18 protein-coding genes are annotated in these 17,356 nt (G+C 72.6%); 11 read left to right on the top strand and 7 right to left on the bottom strand.

Annotated features, from left to right (window positions below):
• The first annotated feature begins 55 nt into the window (after positions 1 to 55).
• Positions 56 to 847 carry a class I SAM-dependent methyltransferase gene (locus tag BSB02_RS27910; RefSeq protein ID WP_084963524.1) on the top strand — a complete coding sequence of 264 codons (792 nt, stop codon included), beginning with the start codon at positions 56 to 58 and terminating at the stop codon, positions 845 to 847.
• Here the strand turns inward: BSB02_RS27910 and BSB02_RS27905 are convergent.
• Together BSB02_RS27905 and BSB02_RS27900 are read right to left on the bottom strand one after the other, a co-directional pair.
• Positions 822 to 1,343: a hypothetical protein gene (locus tag BSB02_RS27905; RefSeq protein ID WP_084963523.1), complete on the bottom strand. Its 522-nt coding sequence runs from the start codon at positions 1,341 to 1,343 to the stop codon at positions 822 to 824. The two genes, BSB02_RS27910 and BSB02_RS27905, sit on opposite strands and share 26 nt — an antisense overlap.
• Before the next feature lie 447 nt (positions 1,344 to 1,790).
• Positions 1,791 to 2,807, bottom strand: a complete 1,017-nt coding sequence (locus BSB02_RS27900) for a hypothetical protein (RefSeq protein WP_084963522.1) — start codon at positions 2,805 to 2,807, stop codon at positions 1,791 to 1,793.
• Between the two features lie 166 nt (positions 2,808 to 2,973).
• Between BSB02_RS27900 and BSB02_RS27895 the strand changes: the two genes are divergently transcribed.
• On the top strand, positions 2,974 to 3,900 hold the full coding sequence (locus tag BSB02_RS27895) for a GNAT family N-acetyltransferase (protein WP_084963521.1): 927 nt from the start codon (positions 2,974 to 2,976) through the stop codon (positions 3,898 to 3,900).
• 34 nt (positions 3,901 to 3,934) lie between these two features.
• On the opposite strand, the gene BSB02_RS27890 is transcribed toward BSB02_RS27895, so the two are convergent.
• Positions 3,935 to 4,609, bottom strand: a complete 675-nt coding sequence (locus BSB02_RS27890) for a nucleotidyltransferase domain-containing protein (protein ID WP_084963520.1) — start codon at positions 4,607 to 4,609, stop codon at positions 3,935 to 3,937.
• Between the two features lie 64 nt (positions 4,610 to 4,673).
• Positions 4,674 to 5,414, bottom strand: a complete 741-nt coding sequence (locus tag BSB02_RS27885; RefSeq protein WP_240506687.1) for a nucleotidyltransferase domain-containing protein — start codon at positions 5,412 to 5,414, stop codon at positions 4,674 to 4,676.
• A gap of 42 nt (positions 5,415 to 5,456) precedes the next feature.
• Here BSB02_RS27885 and BSB02_RS27880 point away from each other — a divergent pair, with 42 nt between their 5' ends.
• The 5 genes from BSB02_RS27880 (at position 5,457) to BSB02_RS40740 (ending at position 10,499) form a co-directional block, all read left to right on the top strand.
• Positions 5,457 to 7,316, top strand: a complete 1,860-nt coding sequence (locus BSB02_RS27880) for an APC family permease (protein ID WP_084963519.1) — start codon at positions 5,457 to 5,459, stop codon at positions 7,314 to 7,316.
• A 28-nt stretch (positions 7,317 to 7,344) separates the two neighbouring features.
• Positions 7,345 to 7,545: a dodecin family protein gene (locus BSB02_RS27875; RefSeq protein ID WP_084963518.1), complete on the top strand. Its 201-nt coding sequence runs from the start codon at positions 7,345 to 7,347 to the stop codon at positions 7,543 to 7,545.
• Positions 7,546 to 7,618: 73 nt separating this feature from the next.
• On the top strand, positions 7,619 to 8,533 hold the full coding sequence (locus BSB02_RS27870; protein ID WP_084963517.1) for a DMT family transporter: 915 nt from the start codon (positions 7,619 to 7,621) through the stop codon (positions 8,531 to 8,533).
• A gap of 225 nt (positions 8,534 to 8,758) precedes the next feature.
• A complete protein-coding gene (locus tag BSB02_RS27865; protein WP_240506686.1) occupies positions 8,759 to 9,574 on the top strand; it encodes a hypothetical protein in 816 nt (271 codons plus the stop codon).
• A 55-nt stretch (positions 9,575 to 9,629) separates the two neighbouring features.
• Positions 9,630 to 10,499 (top strand): hypothetical protein, encoded by an 870-nt coding sequence (locus tag BSB02_RS40740; protein ID WP_169729445.1) that lies wholly within the window; start codon positions 9,630 to 9,632, stop codon positions 10,497 to 10,499.
• Positions 10,500 to 10,505: 6 nt separating this feature from the next.
• Here the strand turns inward: BSB02_RS40740 and BSB02_RS27855 are convergent, their stop codons facing one another.
• A complete protein-coding gene (locus BSB02_RS27855) occupies positions 10,506 to 11,630 on the bottom strand; it encodes a UDP-N-acetylglucosamine--N-acetylmuramyl-(pentapeptide) pyrophosphoryl-undecaprenol N-acetylglucosamine transferase (RefSeq protein ID WP_084963514.1) in 1,125 nt (374 codons plus the stop codon).
• A gap of 62 nt (positions 11,631 to 11,692) precedes the next feature.
• Between BSB02_RS27855 and BSB02_RS41625 the strand changes: the two genes are divergently transcribed.
• From BSB02_RS41625 to BSB02_RS40735, 3 genes are all read left to right on the top strand, one after another.
• Positions 11,693 to 13,525 (top strand): cytochrome P450 family protein, encoded by a 1,833-nt coding sequence (locus BSB02_RS41625; RefSeq protein WP_206184928.1) that lies wholly within the window; start codon positions 11,693 to 11,695, stop codon positions 13,523 to 13,525.
• A 9-nt stretch (positions 13,526 to 13,534) separates the two neighbouring features.
• Positions 13,535 to 14,473 carry a Ppx/GppA family phosphatase gene (locus BSB02_RS27845; RefSeq protein WP_084963513.1) on the top strand — a complete coding sequence of 313 codons (939 nt, stop codon included), beginning with the start codon at positions 13,535 to 13,537 and terminating at the stop codon, positions 14,471 to 14,473.
• A gap of 71 nt (positions 14,474 to 14,544) precedes the next feature.
• Positions 14,545 to 14,694, top strand: a complete 150-nt coding sequence (locus BSB02_RS40735) for a hypothetical protein (protein WP_158088739.1) — start codon at positions 14,545 to 14,547, stop codon at positions 14,692 to 14,694.
• Here BSB02_RS40735 and BSB02_RS27840 read toward each other — a convergent pair.
• Entirely contained in the window at positions 14,682 to 15,083 is a 402-nt protein-coding gene (locus BSB02_RS27840; RefSeq protein ID WP_084963512.1) for an ATP-binding protein, read from the bottom strand. The two genes, BSB02_RS40735 and BSB02_RS27840, sit on opposite strands and share 13 nt — an antisense overlap.
• Before the next feature lie 37 nt (positions 15,084 to 15,120).
• Positions 15,121 to 15,666, bottom strand: a complete 546-nt coding sequence (locus tag BSB02_RS27835; RefSeq protein WP_084963511.1) for a TetR family transcriptional regulator — start codon at positions 15,664 to 15,666, stop codon at positions 15,121 to 15,123.
• 108 nt (positions 15,667 to 15,774) lie between these two features.
• Here BSB02_RS27835 and BSB02_RS27830 point away from each other — a divergent pair, with 108 nt between their 5' ends.
• Positions 15,775 to 17,280: an MDR family MFS transporter gene (locus BSB02_RS27830; protein WP_084963510.1), complete on the top strand. Its 1,506-nt coding sequence runs from the start codon at positions 15,775 to 15,777 to the stop codon at positions 17,278 to 17,280.
• Positions 17,281 to 17,356: the final 76 nt, after the last annotated feature.

The following is a 17,356-nucleotide window of genomic DNA, read 5'->3' as shown; positions in this document are numbered from 1 at the left end:
CTCGCAAAATGAGACGATTCTGCTCACATGGTGGGATTGGCGATAGGGTGCGGTCATGACCTACACCCACGGGCACCACGAGTCGGTGCTGCGCTCCCACCGCTGGCGCACGGCGGAGAACTCGGCCGCCCACCTGCTGCCGCACCTGCGCCCGGACGACACGCTCCTGGACGTCGGCAGCGGCCCCGGCACGATCACGGCCGACCTGGCGGGCCTGGTCCGTCACGTGACCGCCTCGGAGGTCAAGGCGGACGCGCTCGACCTGGCCAGGGCCGAGGCGGTACGGCGGGGCGTGGCCAACGTGGACTTCGCGGTGGCCGATGTCCACGCGCTCGGCTTCCCCGACGGCTCCTACGACGTGGTCCACGCCCACCAGGTGCTGCAGCACGTGGCCGACCCCGTGGGGGCGCTGCGGGAGATGGGGCGCGTGGCGCGGCGGATCGTGGCCGTGCGCGACAGCGACTACGCCGCCTTCGCGTGGTATCCGCTCCTGCCCGAGCTGGCGGAGTGGATGGCGCTCTACCAGCGGGTGGCCCGCGCCAACGGCGGAGAACCGGACGCGGGGCGCAGGCTGCTGTCGTGGGCGCGGGAGGCGGGGTTCGCCGACGTGCGGGCCACGTCGTCGACGTGGTGCTTCGCCACGCCGCAGGACAGGGCGTGGTGGGGTGGGATGTGGGCCGAGCGCATCCTGCACTCCGACATGGCGGGGCAGGCGCTGGCCATGGGGATGGCCACCGAGGCCGACCTGCGGCGGATCTCGCGGGGCTGGCTGGCCTGGGCCGAGGCGGAGGACGGCTGGCTGAGCGTCCTCCACGGCGAGGTCATCTGCCGGGTCGCAGCGTCCTGACCACCTGCCAGCTGGGATCCTCGTACAGGAAGGTCGGCACGTCGTCGATCAGCAAGTCGGGGGCGGAGACCATGACGATCTCGCCCCACATCTGCAGCTGCAGGAGCAGATCGCGCACGCGCGGGCCGACCGGCAGCCGCCCCACCGGCAGGCCGAGCCTGGCGCGGACCTCGTCGGCCGCCTCCGACAGGCGGAACGGGCCGCCGAACCCGGCGATCACGTCGCGGACCAGGGTGACGGTGATGCGCTGCTCGGCCTCCTCGTGGGCGAGCTGCCACATGATCTGCTCGCGCCGCCGTCCCGTGCCCGCGCAGGCCGAACACCCGCGGACCAGCCCGGCGGCCAGTTCCTCTCGCGCGGTGCCCAGGCAGGTGGTGCAGCGGTGGTTCTCCGCGGCGTGCAGCTCCGCGGCCATGCGATCGGCGAGGACGGCGCCGCACTCGCAGCCGAAGACGTCGCCGAGGACCGCGTCGGCGCGCGGGGTGATGGCGTGCATGGGGACCAACCTACCGGGATCTGCGGAATCGTAGCCTCGCCGTTTCCTCACCCCGCCGCCCCCTAGGTCCCCACCTCACCAATGCGGGAAAGGGGAAACCATTGCGGAAGGGGGAAACCAATGAGGGAAAGAGGGGTAGGGCTTCGGCTGCTCGCTTCGGCGCACGGCCGCGGGGCCTTCGGCACGACCTCGCCCCGCGCTCTCGCCTCGCCCCGCGCTCTCGCCTCGCGCTGCGGTCTCGCCTCGCGCTACGGCCCGGCCTCGCACTGCAGCCCTCGCCAGGCGGGCAGCCCGCCCCCTTCCTGTCTTCCCGCACTCTTGAGGTGGTCAGCCTCGCGTGGGAGGAGTGGGGACGTCGGCGAGTAGCCCGCCCTTCCCTTTCCCGCACCCCTGAGGTGGTCAGCCTCGGGTGAGAAGGGGTGGGACGTCGGTGAGGAGCCGCGAAGTTCAGCGCTCGGACAGGCCGCGGAAGCGGCGCAGGGCCTTGCGCGCGGCCGACAGGATGCGCGGGTCGGTATGCCGGTCCAGCAGGGCCAGCAGCACCCGCTCGGTCTCCGGATGGCCGCCGAAGGCCACGATCGGGATGGTCTCGGCCAGTTCCCCCGGGTCCATGCCGAGCGACATGGCCTCCGCCACCTGCTCGCTGTCCCCGCCGTACTCCAGGATCGACGCCGCCATGTCCACCAGCACCCACGCGATCTCCTCGGCCGAGGAGCCGCGGTCCTCGCCGAGCCGCGCCGCCACCAGAGCGCCGATGCGCGGGGCCGACAGCAGCCCGCGCAGCGCCCCCCGCCCCTCCGGCCCCAGCTCCGAGTGCAGCAGCTGGATGCCCACGGTGCGCGCCAGCGGGGTCGCCTCCGCCAGGGCGCCGGCGATCTCCTGGGCCGCCTTGGCCGGGTCCCGGCCCTCCAGCCAGCCCGCCAGCTCCTGGCGGCGCTCGTCCTCGGGGTAGGAGCGCAGCGCGTGGAGCAACGCGGCGGCGTCCCGGCCGGCCAGCGAGCCGAAGACGGGCACGTCCTGGCCGAACAGCCCGGCGATGAGGTGGCGCGCCGCCCAGCGGCCCAGCGGCGTCAGCGTGACCCGCTCACCCCGCTGCTCCACCAGCCCCAGCGGCTCCAGCGTCTCGGCGCGCCCGCGCAGCGGCTCACCGGCCAGGAACAGCTCCACCAGCCACACGGCGCTGTCCCGGCTGCCCAGCTCGTCGGGGTGCACGGCCAGGAAGCACACCTCGGACCACAGGCGCAGCACCTCCTCGTCGGACCCCGAGCGCAGCACCTCAAGCTCGGGCCCCGCCCCGCCGTCGGCGGCGGCCAGCCCTGCCTGGGCGGCCAGCTCCCGGGGCCCCCGCAGGTTCAGGAAGTCGGCCGCCAGCGGGGTGGCGCGCACGGCGGCGGCGAGCCGGCTGTCCGGCGGCAGGTGAATCGGCGGCAGCAGGGGCAGGACGATGTCGTCGAAGGTGTGCACGGCTCCATCTTGGCCCGAATCCCGGCCGGAAGGGGGCATGCGGATCCCAAGGGGCGGTGCTAGAGTCACCCGGACGATCCGATCATCCGGAAGAAAGGAGGCGCCCTCATGTTCGCTGTCCTGTACCCGGCGCCCTGCGCCTCTGTTGTCGCCTTTCGGAGGATCAATGCTTTTCCGCCCGACGGTCGGGGCTGACCTCGACCGCCTGCTCGCCGTCGCCGTCGACGAGCCCGTCAGCTGGGCCGACTCGGCCCGCATCCGCCGCGAGTCCGCCTTGGGGAGTTACCGTCCCGAGTGGATGTGGATCGCCGAGGACGACGGCGGGATCCGCGCCCGCGCCGTCTTCTGGGGCCTGGCCTCCCGCGAGGTCCCCGAGTCGATGGACTGCCTGTGGGTCGACCCGTCCGTCCCCGACCGGGTGGGGCTGGCCTCCGCCCTGCTGGCCGCGGCGTTCGAGGAGTTCGGCACGAAGCCCGAGTACCACCTGTTCCTGCCCAACGGCTGGCGTGAGAGGCCCGAAGCGGCCGCCGCCGTCGCGTGGCGCGCCGGGGCGGTCTCCCGCCTCGGCATGACCCACGAGCTGGAGCGTTACCGCTACGAGTGGACGCCGCGGGCGGGCGTCCCGGCGCCGTCCGCCCGGCTGGTGTTCCGGCCGGAGCCCGACGACGAGGTGGTCGTGGACGCCTTCCGCCGCGTCGCCGAGGGCACGCTCGACTCCTACACGCGCCGCGCCCTGGCCGTCATGGACCCGGTCGCGCAGGCGCGTGAGGACGTCGAGGACTACAAGTCCATGCGGGGCGAGCGCGACTGGTGGCGCCTGGCGTTCACCCCCGGCGGCGAGCTGGTGGGCGTGGCCGTACCCTCGGCCAACAACTCCGGCCCCGTCGTCGGCTACCTCGGCGTGGTGCCCGAGCACCGCGGCAAGGGCTACGTCGTCGACCTGCTGAACGAGATCACCCGCTTCCACGCCGGACGCGGCGCGGAGGTCGTCCGCGCCGACACCGACTTCGGCAACACGCCGATGGCCAGGGCGTTCGAGCGGGCCGGCTACGTCAACACCTCGGTGCGGCTGGTGCTGTCCGCCGAGGAGTGAGCCGGAGCCGCCGGCCGCGGCTGTGCCGGTGCCGTCAGCCGTCGGCCGGCAGGTGCGCCCGCCGTACCCGGATGAGGAAGTCCTCCACGCGACCCCGATCCGGTACGGCGGGCAGCACCCCGGCGGGCAGCGCGTCGGCCAGCTCCGCCGACAGCCGGGCCCGCCACCGCGCGACCTCCTCCCAGGACAGCTCGCCCCGCCTGACCGCCAGCAGCCGTTCGCGCTCGTGGCTCACGTCCACCAGCGGCACGCCGTGCCTGACCAGGTGCAGCCCGCTCATCAGCAGCCTGATCATGTGCATGGCCTGCTTCCAGCGCGGCCGGTCGGGATCCAGGCGGCGGAACTGCGCCTCCGCGTAGCGGGCGAACGTCTCGTGGGCGCGCCGGGACAGGAACGCCCCGCGCAGGCCGAGCAGCTCCTCGCCGAACGGCGTGGCGACCTCCACCAGCGGCGACCACAGGCACTCCAGCACGGTGGGGTTGGCCTCCAGGGCCAGGACGCAGAAGCGCTCCACCTCCCAGGAGAACTGCTCGGGCAGCGGCCCGTCGCGGTGCGCAGGCGGCTTGTCCAGCCGCCAGAGCGCCTCGGTCGGCACGACGAACACCCCGCGCCGGTCGGTGTCGGAGGCGTCGGTCTGCAGGCCGTAGGCGCGCGAGCCGGTCACGACCGACAGGATCAGGTCGTCGTGGATGAGCGCCGCCAGCTCCACCGCCTCCTCGTCGTACGGCTCGGCCGCGCCACGCTACCCGAACAGATCATGAGATGTCATCGGGTTATCGGCCTAACCGGGTGCGTACCACCAGGTCCTCGACCGCGTCGAAGGCGCCGGAGCTCTCGGGGAGGCGCGAGTCCGCCATGGCCTGCTCCAGCGTCGCGGTCAGCGCGGCGACGTCCCGCGCCAGCCGTACCCGATCGGGGGCGTCGGCGGGCAGCGCGCCGTGCTCGGCCGCGCGCTTGGCCTCGATCAGCTCCTCCAGGTACGGCGGGCCGTACGGCAGCAGCGCGGTCAGGTCGGCCACCACCTCGCCGGTCCGCATGAGGTGCGTGCCGGTCAGCAGCACCCGGAAGGTGTACAGCAGCGGCTTGAGCTCGCCGGTGCGCTGAAACAGCCGCCACTGGGTGCGCGAGAAGCCCAGGTAGTGGTGGGCGTGGTGGCGCGTCAGGCAGCCGGGGGCCAGCGCGATGAGCTCCTCGTGCACCGCCGAGGTGGCCACCACCAGCGGGGAGAGCAGCTGCTCCAGCACGTAGCCGTTGCGCCGCAGCAGCAGGCGGCAGAACTTGGCCAGGTCGTGGGTGACCAGGTCGACCTCCACGCCCTCGCGCCGCCACGACCGGCTCACCGTCTCCTCCGGCTCGCGCAGGCCGACCACGCGCTCGACCGGCAGCAAGTGCACGCCGCGCAGGTCGACGTCGGAGTCGGCCGAGGGGAACCCGTACAGGTGGGCGCCGCTCACGGTGGCGAAGACCGGCGGGTACGGCTGGCCGGCCGGGACGTCGGCGAGCCAGCCGGGCAAGGCGGGAGTAGGGTTCTGCCTGATTTCGATAGAGGTGGGTTGATGTCGCTGAGTGGGTGGCTGCTGCACGGGATGCAGCCTAAGTCCGGGATGCACGATGAGCATCCGGGGAAACGGCACGCCTGGTGGCAGGTGATGTGCCTGACAGGCGTCGACTACTTCTCCACCCTCGGCTACCAGCCCGGCATCGCGGCACTGGCCGCCGGAGCACTGTCGCCGATCGCGACGCTGCTGCTGGTCGCCCTGACGCTGTTCGGCGCGCTGCCCACCTACCGGGCCGTCGCGGCCGAGTCCCCCAACGGCATGGGCTCCATCGCCATGCTGGAGCGGCTGCTGCCCAGCTGGTGGGGCAAGCTCCTGGTCCTGGTCCTGCTGGGGTTCGTGGCGACCGCGTTCGTCTTCACCATCACCCTGTCGGCCTCCGACGCCACGGCCCACATCCTGGAGAACCCGTTCTTCCCCGAGGCGCTGCGCGGCCAGCAGGTGATCATCACGCTGGTGCTCATCGCCGCCCTCGGCGCCATCTTCCTGCGCGGCTTCAGCGAGGCCATCGGCCTGGCCATCGCGCTGGTCGCCGTCTACCTCGCGCTGAACCTCGTGGTGATCGGCCGCGCCCTGGCGGAGATCGCCGCCCACCCGCGCTTCGTGGGCGACTGGCAGGACGCGCTGACCGCCGGGCACTCCACGCCGCTGGCCATGATCGCGGCCTCGGCTCTCGTGCTGCCGAAGCTGGCGCTGGGCCTGTCGGGGTTCGAGACCGGCGTGGCCGTCATGCCGCAGGTCGAGGGCGATCTCGAGCAGCGGATCAAGGGCACCAGGAAGCTGCTGACCACCGCGGCGCTCATCATGAGCCTGTTCCTCATGAGCAGCAGCGTCGTCACGGTCATGCTCATCCCGCACCAGGAGTTCGAGGAGGGCGGCAAGGCATCCGGCCGCGCCCTGGCGTATCTGGCCCACGAGTACCTGGGCGACTGGTTCGGCACCGCCTACGACATCAGCACGATCGCCATCCTGTGGTTCGCCGGCGCCTCCGCCATGACGGGGCTGCTCAACATCGTGCCGCGCTATCTGCCCCGTTACGGCATGGCGCCCGACTGGGCCCGCGCGATCCGGCCGCTGGTGCTCGTCTTCACCGCCGTCTCCTTCCTCGTCACAATCCGCTTCGGCGCCGGAGTCGAGGCGCAGGGCGGCGCCTACGCCACCGGTGTGCTCGCGCTCATCCTGTCCGCCGCGGTGGCCGTGACGATCTCCCGGCGTTCGGTGGTGTTCGGCGTCATCGCGGTGGTGCTCGCCTACGCGTTCGTGGCGAACGTGATCGAACGCCCCGACGGCCTGGGCATCGCGATCTTCTTCGTCATCGCGACCGTCGCCACCTCGCTGGTCTCGCGCGCCACCCGGTCCACGGAGCTGCGCGTGACCAAGGTCGACCTGGACGAGGAGGCCGAGCGCATCCTCGCCTCGCTGCCGCCGGGGGAGCTGCGCATCATCGCGAACGAGCCCGACGCCCGCGACCCGGCGGAGTATCGCGAGAAGGACCGTGAAATGCGGGACTATCATCATCTGCCGAATGACGAGCCGATGGTCTTCCTCGAGGTCACGCTCGGCGACGCGTCGGAGTTCGAGCACGACGTGCAGGTCCAGGGGGAGGAGCGGCACGGCTACAAGATCCTCAAAGCGCACAGTCCCGCGATCGCCAACACCATCGCCGCCATCCTGCTCCACCTGCGCGACCTGACCGGGCGGCGACCCCACGTCTACTTCCACTGGGCGGAGGGCAACCCGATCGGGGCACTGCTGCGCTACCTGGTGCTCGGCAGCGGCGACGTGCCGCCGCTGACCCGTGAGGTGATCCGGCAGGCCGAGCCGGACCTGCGCCGCAGGCCGCACGTCCACGTGGGTTAGCCGTTCCGCCCCCGGGCAGGTGGGCCGCATGAGCGTCTACAAGGTGATCGAAGTCATCGGCACGAGCACGACCTCCTGGGAGGACGCGGCGGCCAACGCGGTCAAGCAGGCCGGGCAGACCGTGCGCGACCTCCGCGTCGCCGAGGTGGTCAAGCAGGACCTCCACCTGGAGGACGGCACCCTCACCTACCGCACGAAGCTCTCGCTGTCGTTCAAGTACGAGACGTGAGACCCGTCCGGTGCCCCGGCCGCCCTCGGATATTTAGATGAGCGTCAAACCTTGCTCACGCTAGCGTCGGCCCATGAGCTCTTTCCCCGCCGCCGAGGGCGCCGAGATCGCCGAAACCGCTGGGAGGGCCGGGCGCGCCGACCGCCGGGCCCTGGCCGCCGCCGCGGTGACGGTCCTGCTGTGGGCGTCGGCGTTCGTCGCCATCCGCGCCGCCGTCGAGCACTACTCGCCCGGCGCGCTGGCGCTCGGCCGGCTGCTGGCCGGGGCGCTCACCCTGGGCGTCATCCTGGTGCTGCGCGGCGAGGGCTGGCCGGACCGGCGCGCCTGGCCGGGCATCGCGATCTCCGGCGTGCTGTGGTTCGGCGTCTACATGGTGGCGCTGAACTGGGGCGAGACGAAGGTCGACGCGGGCACCGCCGCCATGATCGTCAACATCGGGCCGATCCTCATCGCCCTGCTGGCCGGGCTGTTCCTGGGCGAGGGCTTCCCGCGCAGGCTGCTGGCCGGCATGGGCGTGTCCTTCGCCGGCGCGGTGGTCGTCGGTGCCTCCATGTCGGAGGGCGGGGCCTCCTCGATCCTGGGCGTCGTGCTGTGCGTCGTGGCCGCCGCCTCCTGGGCGGTGGCCATCCTGGTGCAGAAGCCCGCCCTGCGGCACGCCTCGGCGTTGCAGGTGACGACGTTCGGCTGCGCCATCGGCGCGCTGGCGTGCCTGCCGTTCGCCGGGCAGCTGGTCGCCGAGGCCGCCTCCGCACCCCTGACTGCCACGCTGAACGTGGTCTACCTCGGCGTCTTCCCGACCGCGCTGGCCTTCACCACCTGGGCCTACGCGCTGGCCAGGACCACCGCCGGGAACATGGGCGCCACGACCTACGCCGTGCCCGCGCTGGTGGTGCTGATGTCGTGGGCGCTGCTGGGCGAGCTGCCCGGCTGGCTCACCTTCGCGGGCGGGGCGCTGTGCCTGGCCGGCGTGGCGATCTCCCGCCGCTGAGCCGGTTTCCTGGTACGGCGAGCATTGCCGCTCCGGCGAGGTTTCTCCCCGGCGTACCGGGATATAAATGGCTGACATTCGCCCATATGTATCCGTAGTATCCGAAATACCCGGAACGTTGGGGGCGTGCGCGTGGCGGGACGTGGCTCGAGTGTGGTAGTGAGTCCGGAAGTCGCTCCGGAGGTCGCGACGATCCTGCGTGCCAACGCTCCGCTATTAGTACGCATGCGCAACGGCTGGGTCCCGCCCCGGGACCGCCGGCGGGCCATCGCGAGGACCGGCTACCAGGCCGCCCGGGCGCTGGCGGCGCTCACCTCGCTGGTGATGGCGCTGATGCTGTTCGACGCCGAGATCCTGGCGCCCTTCGCGCTGGTCATGCTGGGCTTGTCGCTGCTGTTCTTCGGCTCGCTGGTCAGGGGGGACCCGATGAGCGACGCCGAACGCCGCGCCGAGGCCGAGCGGCGGGTGTACGAGCAGGCGCGCGCCAACGAGGGCCGCTACGTGCTGCTCGACCGCTTCGACGAGGCGTCCATGCGCCTCATGCGGCGGGCGCAGGCCGCGGTGGACTCGGTGATGAGCTCCCAGGTCAACCAGGAGGGCTTGCTCGACGAGGCGCGCAACACGGTGATCCTGCCCGAGCAGGAGTGGGAGATCGCCCGGCTGCTGGCCAAGCTGTCCGGCCTGCGCACCGAGCACCGCGAGCTGGTGGCGGGCGAGATCACCCCCGAGGTGGCGGCCGTGGCCGAGCCGCTGGCCAGGGCGCTGGACAGCAGCGAGGCGGCGGTGGTGGCCCGGGTGGAGGCGCTGGAGACCTACGCCGCCCACGTGGCCGAGGCCGAGCGCGCCTACCGCGCCCAGCACCAGATCGAGCAGCTGCGCGCCAAGCTGCCGCGCTATGAGGAACTGCTGGCCGAGTCCGGCGCCCAGGACTACATCGGCCCGGAGATCGAACGGCTCTCGCAGGACGCCGACCGCCTGGAGCAGGCCCTGCGGCGCAGCGTGCTGTCGGCCCGCGACGCCTTCCGCTATCTCGAGAGATGACCGCTTGGCCGGAGCGCTGGCAGGCGGACATGCCCCGCCATAGGATCGCGCAGTAATGGATGTCGTGGTTGATCCGGAAGTGCCGGAGGACGAGGCTCGGCTGCTCCGCGAGAACGCCAGCCTGCTGGCGCGTGTCCGCGACGGGTGGGTGCCCGAGCCCCGGAGCCGGCACCTCGCGAGCCGGATCCCCGACCTCGGCGTGGCGCTGTTCGTGTGCGGGATCCTCGTCCTGACGGGCATGGCGGTCGCGGGCGTCGGCTCGCTGCTCGTGGCGGGCGCGGCCCTGGCCGCCTTCGCGCTGATCTTCGCCAGGGACTCCTACCACGACGAGACCGAGACCGGGCGAGCCGTCTACCAGCAGGCCCGCTGGCACGAGGGCCGCTACGTGCTGGTCGAGGACCTCGACGAGGCCTCGCGGCGGCTGCTGCGCCGCGCCCAGCGCGCGATCCGCGCGATCACCGAGTCGGATGTCAACACCGAGGGGCTGCTGGACGGCGCGCGCAACGCCGTGACGCTCCCCGCGCACGAGTGGGAGATCGCCCGGCTGCTGGCCAAGCTGTCCGGCCTGCGCACCGAGCACCGCGAGCTGGTGGCGGGCGAGATCACCCCCGAGGTGGCGGCCGTGGCCGAGCCGCTGGCCAGGGCGCTGGACAGCAGCGAGGCGGCGGTGGTGGCCCGGGTGGAGGCGCTGGAGACCTACGCCGCCCACGTGGCCGAGGCCGAGCGCGCCTACCGCGCCCGCCACCAGATCGAGCAGCTGCGCAGCCGCCTGCCCCAGTACGAGGAGCTGGTGGCCGAGTCGGGGGCCGACGCGCTGGCCGTACCGGAACTGGGCAGGCTCGCCGAGGACGCCGGGGACCTGGAGCGGGCGCTGCGGCGCAGCCTGCGCTCGGCGCACGAGGCGTTCCGCCACCTGGCGCCTTGACCGGCTTTACTTGCCGATCGCCCGCGCGGTCTCCAGCAGCACCTCGCACAGCGCGTCGGCGGCGTCGACCCGGCCCAGCTTGCGCGCGGCCTCGGCCATCGTGGCGCGCAGGCCCGGGTCCGACAGCAGCGGCATCAGCTCGGCCAGCAGCATGTCGGCGGTCGGTTTGGGCTCCAGCAGGGCGCGGGCGGCGCCGTGCTCGGCCAGGTAGGCGGCGTTCCTGCGCTGCTCGTCGCCGCCGGTGGGGATCAGCGGGATCAGCACCGCCGGCTTGCCGACGGCCGTGAGCTCCGAGACCGTTCCCGCGCCGCTGCGTGAGACCACCACGTCGGCGGCGGCCAGCAGGTCGGGCAGCTCCTTGCCGACGTAGGGCAGCGGGTGGTAGCGCTCGGCCAGCTCGGGCGGCAGCTCGATCGCCCGCATCTGGTCGATCCAGGCCGGGCCGCACTGGTGGACGACCTGCGCGTGGGGGAGCAGCCGGGGCAGCAGTTCGGAGATCAGCGTGTTGATCTGGAGGCTGCCGGTCGCGCCGCCGGTCACGTAGACCACCGGCACCTCGAAGGTGAGCCCGAAGAAGTCGTAGGCGGCCGCCTTGTTGCCGTGGAGCAGCTCGGGCCGGACCGGGTTGCCGGTGATCACCACCCGGTCGCGCACCGAGGCCGGCAGGTGCTCGATGGACGACTCGTGGCTCAGCGCGATGCGCGTGGCCAGCCGCGCCAGGATGCGGTTGGCCAGGCCGACCACCGTGGTCTGCTCGTGCATGACCAGCGGCCGGCGGATGATCTTGGCGGCGACGCCGATCGGCACCGCCACGTACCCGCCCGTGGACAGCACCACGTCGGGCAGGTAGCGGGCGGCGTGCCCGATCGCCTGGCACACCCCCAGCGGGATGCGGAACAGGTCGGCGATGTTGGTGCCGAGCTCGCGCAGGTTGGGCCGCCTGCGCAGCTTGCCGGTCGTGATCGCCTTGAACGGGATGCCGTGCTCGGCGGTGATCCTGGCCTCCAGCCCGTTCGCCGTGCCCACCCACAGGACGTCGTGCGGGATCCCGCGTCTTTGGAGGGCCGCCAGCGTCGTGAGGGCCGGATAGGTGTGGCCTCCGGTGCCCCCGCCTGTGATGAGCAGTCGCATGCGATCAGATTATGGCCGCGCGGCGGGGTGTCGTGACTTCCGGCGCGGGTAGTTCGGGGCTTATGTCCGCGATCGCCCGCATTGCTGAGCTGAGGCGCGGGCGGGCCCTGCACACCTCCGGCCGGCTGTTCACCGGCGAGCTGGAAGTGCTGCACCACCCGCCGCTCGGCGTCCCCGTGCTCGACAGCGGCAGGCACCGGGTGCTGGTGCGGCTGTCGAAGGGAGCCTCCCTGCCGGGCCGGCTGCCCGACGTGCTCGGACTGGCCGTCAAGATCCCCGGCGGCGGGGCCGGCGGGCGTGACCTGGACCTGCTGCTGTCCTCGCTGCCCGGCCGCGACTTCGCCAGGCGCCGCTACTCCACCATCCTGCGGCCGCGCCTCACCGCCGAGCCGCTGCTGACCGGCACAGAACCGACCGGCACAGGCTCGGCCGGTCCCGCGCGGCCCGCCGATCCGGCGGCGGTCCATCCGCCCCTGGCCTTCGCCATCAAGGCCGGGCGCACGCGCATCGCGCTGCTGCGCGTCCTGGAACCCGCCGAGGGCGAGGCCGACTTCGACCCCACGGTCAACTACCACCCGGCCATCCGGCCGCGCGGGCTGATCCAGCGGCTGCGCAAGGCCGCCTACGCCGCCTCCCGCCGCGGCCGCCGCAAGGCCGCCGGGGCTCCCGGGGCTGCCGGGGCGGAGGCTCGATCCGGAGCCCGGGCCGGGGGCGAGCCGGGCCGGCTGCCCCACGCCACGGTCCTGGACCGCGCCCGCCTGGCCCTGGAGCTGCTGCTGCCCACGCTCCTGCAGGGCGTGGTCCTGCGCCGCCGCCTCGGCGTCCGCCTGGCCGCGCTGATCGACGCCGACGGCCGCGCCACCAGGCTGCTGCGCGCCCTGCGCGCCAAGCACGGCGACGGCCCCCTGCTGGTGCGGGTGCCGCTGCGCGGCTGGTTCGTGCTCCCCCTGACCGACCGGGACGTCCGCCGCGTGCTGGAGGACCCCGGCTTCCACCCGGCCACCAGGGACAAGCGCGCCGCGCTGGCCTGCTTCCAGCCCGACGGCGTGCTCATCACCCGGGACCCCGACCTGCGGGCGCGCCGCCGCCGGTTCAACGAGGCCGTGCTCGACACCGGACGGCCCGAGCACCGGCTGGCCGGCCGGTTCCGCGCGGTGATCGAGGAGGAGGTCGCGGCGCTGCCCCGGGAGGGACGGCTCACCTGGGACGACTTCTCCCCGGTGCACCAGCGGATCGTCCGCCGCATCGTGCTGGGCGACGGCGCACGCGCCGACGAGGAGCTGACCTGGCTGCTCAACCGGCTGCGCGGCGACGCCAACTGGGTTCACCTGCGCGGCCGCCGCACCGACGTGCAGGCCCGCTTCCAGCGGAAGCTGGAGGGACACCTGAGCCGGGCCGAGCCAGGCAGCCTGGCCGCGCTCGTCCACGAGACGCCCGCCGACCCCGGCGTCCACCGCGAAGGGCAGGTGCCGCACTGGCTGTTCGCCTTCGACGCGGTGGGCGCCGCCGCCTTCCGCGCGCTGGCGCTGCTGGCCGCCCACCCGGGCGCGCCGATCCGCGACACCCTGCTGGAGTCGGTACGGCTGTGGCCCACCACGCTGGCGATCCTGCGCGACAGCCCGAAGGGCGCGACGGTGGCCGTCCACAGCCCCTACGCCAACCGCCAGGCGGCCGACGGCTTCCGGCCGGGCCTGACCGCCGGAGTGCCGTTCAGCGCCGGGCACGCCCGCTGTCCCGGCATGGAGCTCGCGATGCTCGCCGGCACGTGCCTGCTGGAGACCCTGCTCCGGGAGCGCCGGGTCGCCCTGGTCCACCCCCGCCGCCTGCCCGACCCGCCGCCGGGGACGCTGGACCACTTCGCCCTGCGCTTCGCCGTACGGCCGGCCGGGCGATAGCGTGCGGGCATGCGACTCGGCGTACTCGACATCGGCTCCAACACCGTGCACCTGCTGGTCGTGGACGCGCACCGGGGCGCCCGGCCGCTGCCCGCCTACTCGCACAAGGACGAGCTGCGCCTGGCCGAGCTGCTGGACGACGGCAACCGGCTGGCCGAGCGGGCCGTCGAACGGCTCGCCGCCTTCGTGGCCGAGGCGCTGCAGATCGCCGAGGACAAGGGCGTGGAGGAGGTCATGGCCTTCGCGACCTCGGCGGTGCGGGAGGCGGCCAACGGGGAGGAGGTCCTGGCCGAGATCAACTCCCGCTGCGACATCGACATCCAGGTGCTGGCGGGGGAGGAGGAGGCCAGGCTGACGTTCCTGGCCGTGCGGCGCTGGTTCGGCTGGTCCTCCGGCCGGCTGCTGGCCGTGGACATCGGCGGCGGCTCGCTGGAGATCGCGGCGGGCGTGGACGAGGAGCCGGACGTGGCCGTCTCGCTGCCGCTGGGCGCTGGCCGGCTGACCCGCGACTGGTTCACCTCCGACCCGCCCTCCGCCGAGGAGGTGCGCAAGCTGCGCAAGCACGTGCGCGCGGAGATCGCCCGCACGGTCGGCGGCGTCGCCCGCTACGGCCGGCCCGACCGGGCGGTGGCCACCTCCAAGACGTTCAAGCAGCTGGCCAGGATCGCCGGGGCGGCGCCCTCCAGCGAGGGGCTGTATGTGCCCCGGTCGCTGTCGCGCGAGGCCATGGCGGAGTGGGCGGCCCGGCTGCCCGAGATGGCGGCCAAGGAGCGCACCCAGCTGGCGGGCGTGTCGGCCGGGCGGGCGCTGCAGCTGGCCGCCGGGGCGATCGTGGCCGACGCGGCCATGGACCTGTTCGAGGTCGACCGGCTGGACGTGTGCCCGTGGGCCCTGCGGGAGGGTGTGATCCTGCGCAGGCTGGACATGCTGCCGGACCATGTGACCTGATACAGGGCACTCTGGGAGGATTGCCGGATCAGTCGGATTAGGTCGCCTTGCCGGGGGCAGGGCGAGATGGCATGTGGACGCTGCTGGGTGTGCTCGCGACGTTCGCCATCGTCGGGGTCATGATCGTTCTCGCCGTCTTCCTCCTGTCCGTCGTGGTGCTGGTGACGCTGGGCGTGCTGGCCGTCGCCACCAGGCGCGGCGAGAGGTTTCAGGGGGCGTAGGCGAGCTTCTTCTCCAGGCATACGAGCGCGCCGTCTTCCCGCCGGTTGATGAACCGCACGTTGTCGGCCAGCGCCCGCATGATCTGCAGCCCCCGGCCGCTCTCGGAGTCGGAGGAGGCAGGGCGGACCTGGCGCGGGTCGAAGCCGCGACCGGTGTCCTTCACCCGGATCACGCACAGGTCGCGGTGGATCGAGGCGCTGACGGTGTACTCGTCGGCGGGGTCGGCGTGCTTGATGACGTTGGTGCACGCCTCCGTCAGCATCAGCTCGATGTCCTCCCTGATGCGCGGGAGGACTCCCAGGCAGGACAGGGTCGCTTCCAGCGTCTGGCGGATGAGCGGGACGCTCGCGGCATCTCGTGGCAGTCGCACGGCGATCGTGGCCTCCATGCTGTTTCCGTGCCCAGCCGCCGCGCGGGCATGCCCGTCACCGCTCGACGAGTTCGAGGGCGACCTCCAGGGCCGCGGCCCGGCGCTCCTCCGGCGAGGCGCCGTAGTGCTGGGTCAGCCACTCCCCGGCGTGCAGGGAGAACAGCGCCATCGCCCGGCGCAGCCGTACGGCCAGCGGATCCTGCGGCTCGCTGAGCTCGCCCACCAGCTCCAGCATCGTCTCGCGCATCCGCAGGATCGCCGGATGGTCGCGCAGCGAGGTCTGGTTGCGCTCCAGGAAGCGCATGATCTCGTGGTGGTGCTGGCCGGCCAGCTGCTCGGCGTAGCGGGTGATCAGCTCCACCCGCATCCGGCGGGTCTTGGGCTGCTCGCGCGCCCACCGCACGAGGGCCGCGATCGCCTCCACCCGGTCCTCGGCGAGGCCGGCGACGATGTCGTCCTTGGTCTTGAAGTGGTAGTAGAGCGCGGCCTTGGTCACGCCGAGCTCCTCGGCGATCTCCCGCAGCGAGGTCGCCTCGTAGCCCTTGTCGATGAACAGCCGCAGCGCTACCTGCTGGATCTTCGTCCTGGTGTCTTCCCGCACAGGCACCCATTATCTACTTGACGGCCGGCAAGTAAGCATGATTATCCTTGCCGGTCGGCAAGTAAGCAAGCTTCGCGGGGGTATGTCGTGACACGGCGGCGGGAAGTGATGGTGGTCCTGCCCGGGCTCATGCTCGCCATGGTCCTGGCCATGCTGGACAACATGATCGTCGGTACGGCGATGCCGCGCATCGTCGGCGAGCTGGGCGGCCTGGAGCACCTGTCGTGGGTGGTCACCGCCTACGTGCTCGGCACCACGGTGTCGACCCCGATCTGGGGCAAGATCGGCGACCTCTTCGGACGCAAGACGATCTTCCTGGTCTCCATCGTGCTGTTCATGGCCGGCTCCGCGCTGTGCGGGATGAGCCAGGACATGGGCCAGCTGATCGCCTTCCGCGCCGTCCAGGGCCTGGGCGCCGGCGGCCTGATCGTGAACGTCATGGCGATCATCGGCGACCTCGTCCCGCCCCGCGAGCGCGGGCAGTACCAGGGCATGATGGCGGGCGTGATGGCCCTCGCCATGATCGCCGGGCCGCTGGTGGGCGGGTTCATCACCGACTCCATGGACTGGCGCTGGGCCTTCTACGTCAACCTGCCGGTCGGCGCGGTCGCCCTGGTCCTGCTGGCGCTGCGGCTGCACCTGCCCAGGCGCGAGACCCGGGTGAAGATCGACTGGCTGGGCGCGATCGTGCTGACCGTCGGCATCACCGCGCTGGTCCTCATCACCACCTGGGGCGGCAACGAGTACGCCTGGGGATCCTGGCAGATCCTCGGCCTCATCGCCCTGGCCCTGGTGTCGCTGGCCGTCTTCGTGCCGGTCGAGCGCCGGGCCGCCGACCCGATCATCCCGCTGGGGCTGTTCCGCAACCGCAACTTCACGCTGGTCTCGGCCATCGGCTTCCTGCTGGGCTTCGCCATGTTCGGCGCGATCAACTTCCTGCCGCTGTTCCAGCAGACCGTCCAGGGCGCCAGCGCCACCAACTCCGGCCTGCTCCTGCTGCCCATGATGGGCGCCGCCATGGGCATCTCCCTGGTCGTCGGCAAGGCCGTCACCGCGACCGGCCGCTACAGGATCTACCCGATCGCCGGGGGCGTCGGCATGACGCTCGGCATGGGGCTGCTGTCGCTCATGGACGTGACCACCCCCTCCTGGCAGACCGGCCTGTTCATCGCCGTGCTGGGCGCCGGCATGGGCTTCCTCATGCAGATGACCATGCTCATCGCCCAGAACAGCGTCGAGCCCAAGGACATGGGCGTGGCCTCCAGCAGCGCGACGTTCTTCCGCTCCATCGGCGGCTCGTTCGGCGTCTCGGCCTTCGGGGCGATCTTCAACAACCGCTTCGAGACCGGGCTGACCGGCCACTTCGGCGCCCAGGCCGCCGAGCGGCTGGCCGGAGGCGGCGGGCAGATGGACCCCGCCGCGATCGGCCGGCTGCCGGCCGGGATCCGCACCGGGCTGCTGGAGTCGCTGGCCTCGGCCATCTCGGCCGTGTTCTTCTGCGCGATCTTCTTCGCCGCGCTGGTCGCCCTGTTGGCGGTGTTCGTCAAGGAGGTGCCGCTGCGCGACGGGCGGCCCGCGCAGCAGCAGGAGGAGGCGGCTCCCGTCGCGGGGTGAGCGGGCCGGAAGACAGCCGGGCGGAAAACCAACAGCCGGGCCGGAAAACCAGAGGCGGCGATCGCCCGCGATCCAG

It is taken from the genome of Thermoactinospora rubra, from assembly GCF_002093975.1.
Taxonomy (GTDB): Bacteria; Actinomycetota; Actinomycetes; order Streptosporangiales; family Streptosporangiaceae; genus Nonomuraea; species Nonomuraea rubra_A.
This window is presented reverse-complemented; position numbering and strand designations above follow the sequence as displayed.

Excerpts from the sequence above, each read along its gene's own strand:
- BSB02_RS27910 (WP_084963524.1), top strand. The coding sequence starts at position 56 with ATGACCTACACCCACGGGCACCACGAGTCGGTGCTGCGCTCCCACCGC.
- BSB02_RS27905 (WP_084963523.1), bottom strand. The coding sequence starts at position 1,343 with ATGCACGCCATCACCCCGCGCGCCGACGCGGTCCTCGGCGACGTCTTC.
- BSB02_RS27895 (WP_084963521.1), top strand. The coding sequence starts at position 2,974 with ATGCTTTTCCGCCCGACGGTCGGGGCTGACCTCGACCGCCTGCTCGCC.
- BSB02_RS27880 (WP_084963519.1), top strand. The coding sequence starts at position 5,457 with ATGTCGCTGAGTGGGTGGCTGCTGCACGGGATGCAGCCTAAGTCCGGG.
- BSB02_RS27875 (WP_084963518.1), top strand. The coding sequence starts at position 7,345 with ATGAGCGTCTACAAGGTGATCGAAGTCATCGGCACGAGCACGACCTCC.
- BSB02_RS27870 (WP_084963517.1), top strand. The coding sequence starts at position 7,619 with ATGAGCTCTTTCCCCGCCGCCGAGGGCGCCGAGATCGCCGAAACCGCT.
- BSB02_RS27865 (WP_240506686.1), top strand. The coding sequence starts at position 8,759 with ATGCGCAACGGCTGGGTCCCGCCCCGGGACCGCCGGCGGGCCATCGCG.
- BSB02_RS40740 (WP_169729445.1), top strand. The coding sequence starts at position 9,630 with ATGGATGTCGTGGTTGATCCGGAAGTGCCGGAGGACGAGGCTCGGCTG.
- BSB02_RS27855 (WP_084963514.1), bottom strand. The coding sequence starts at position 11,630 with ATGCGACTGCTCATCACAGGCGGGGGCACCGGAGGCCACACCTATCCG.
- BSB02_RS41625 (WP_206184928.1), top strand. The coding sequence starts at position 11,693 with ATGTCCGCGATCGCCCGCATTGCTGAGCTGAGGCGCGGGCGGGCCCTG.
- BSB02_RS27845 (WP_084963513.1), top strand. The coding sequence starts at position 13,535 with ATGCGACTCGGCGTACTCGACATCGGCTCCAACACCGTGCACCTGCTG.
- BSB02_RS40735 (WP_158088739.1), top strand. The coding sequence starts at position 14,545 with ATGTGGACGCTGCTGGGTGTGCTCGCGACGTTCGCCATCGTCGGGGTC.
- BSB02_RS27840 (WP_084963512.1), bottom strand. The coding sequence starts at position 15,083 with ATGGAGGCCACGATCGCCGTGCGACTGCCACGAGATGCCGCGAGCGTC.
- BSB02_RS27830 (WP_084963510.1), top strand. The coding sequence starts at position 15,775 with ATGGTGGTCCTGCCCGGGCTCATGCTCGCCATGGTCCTGGCCATGCTG.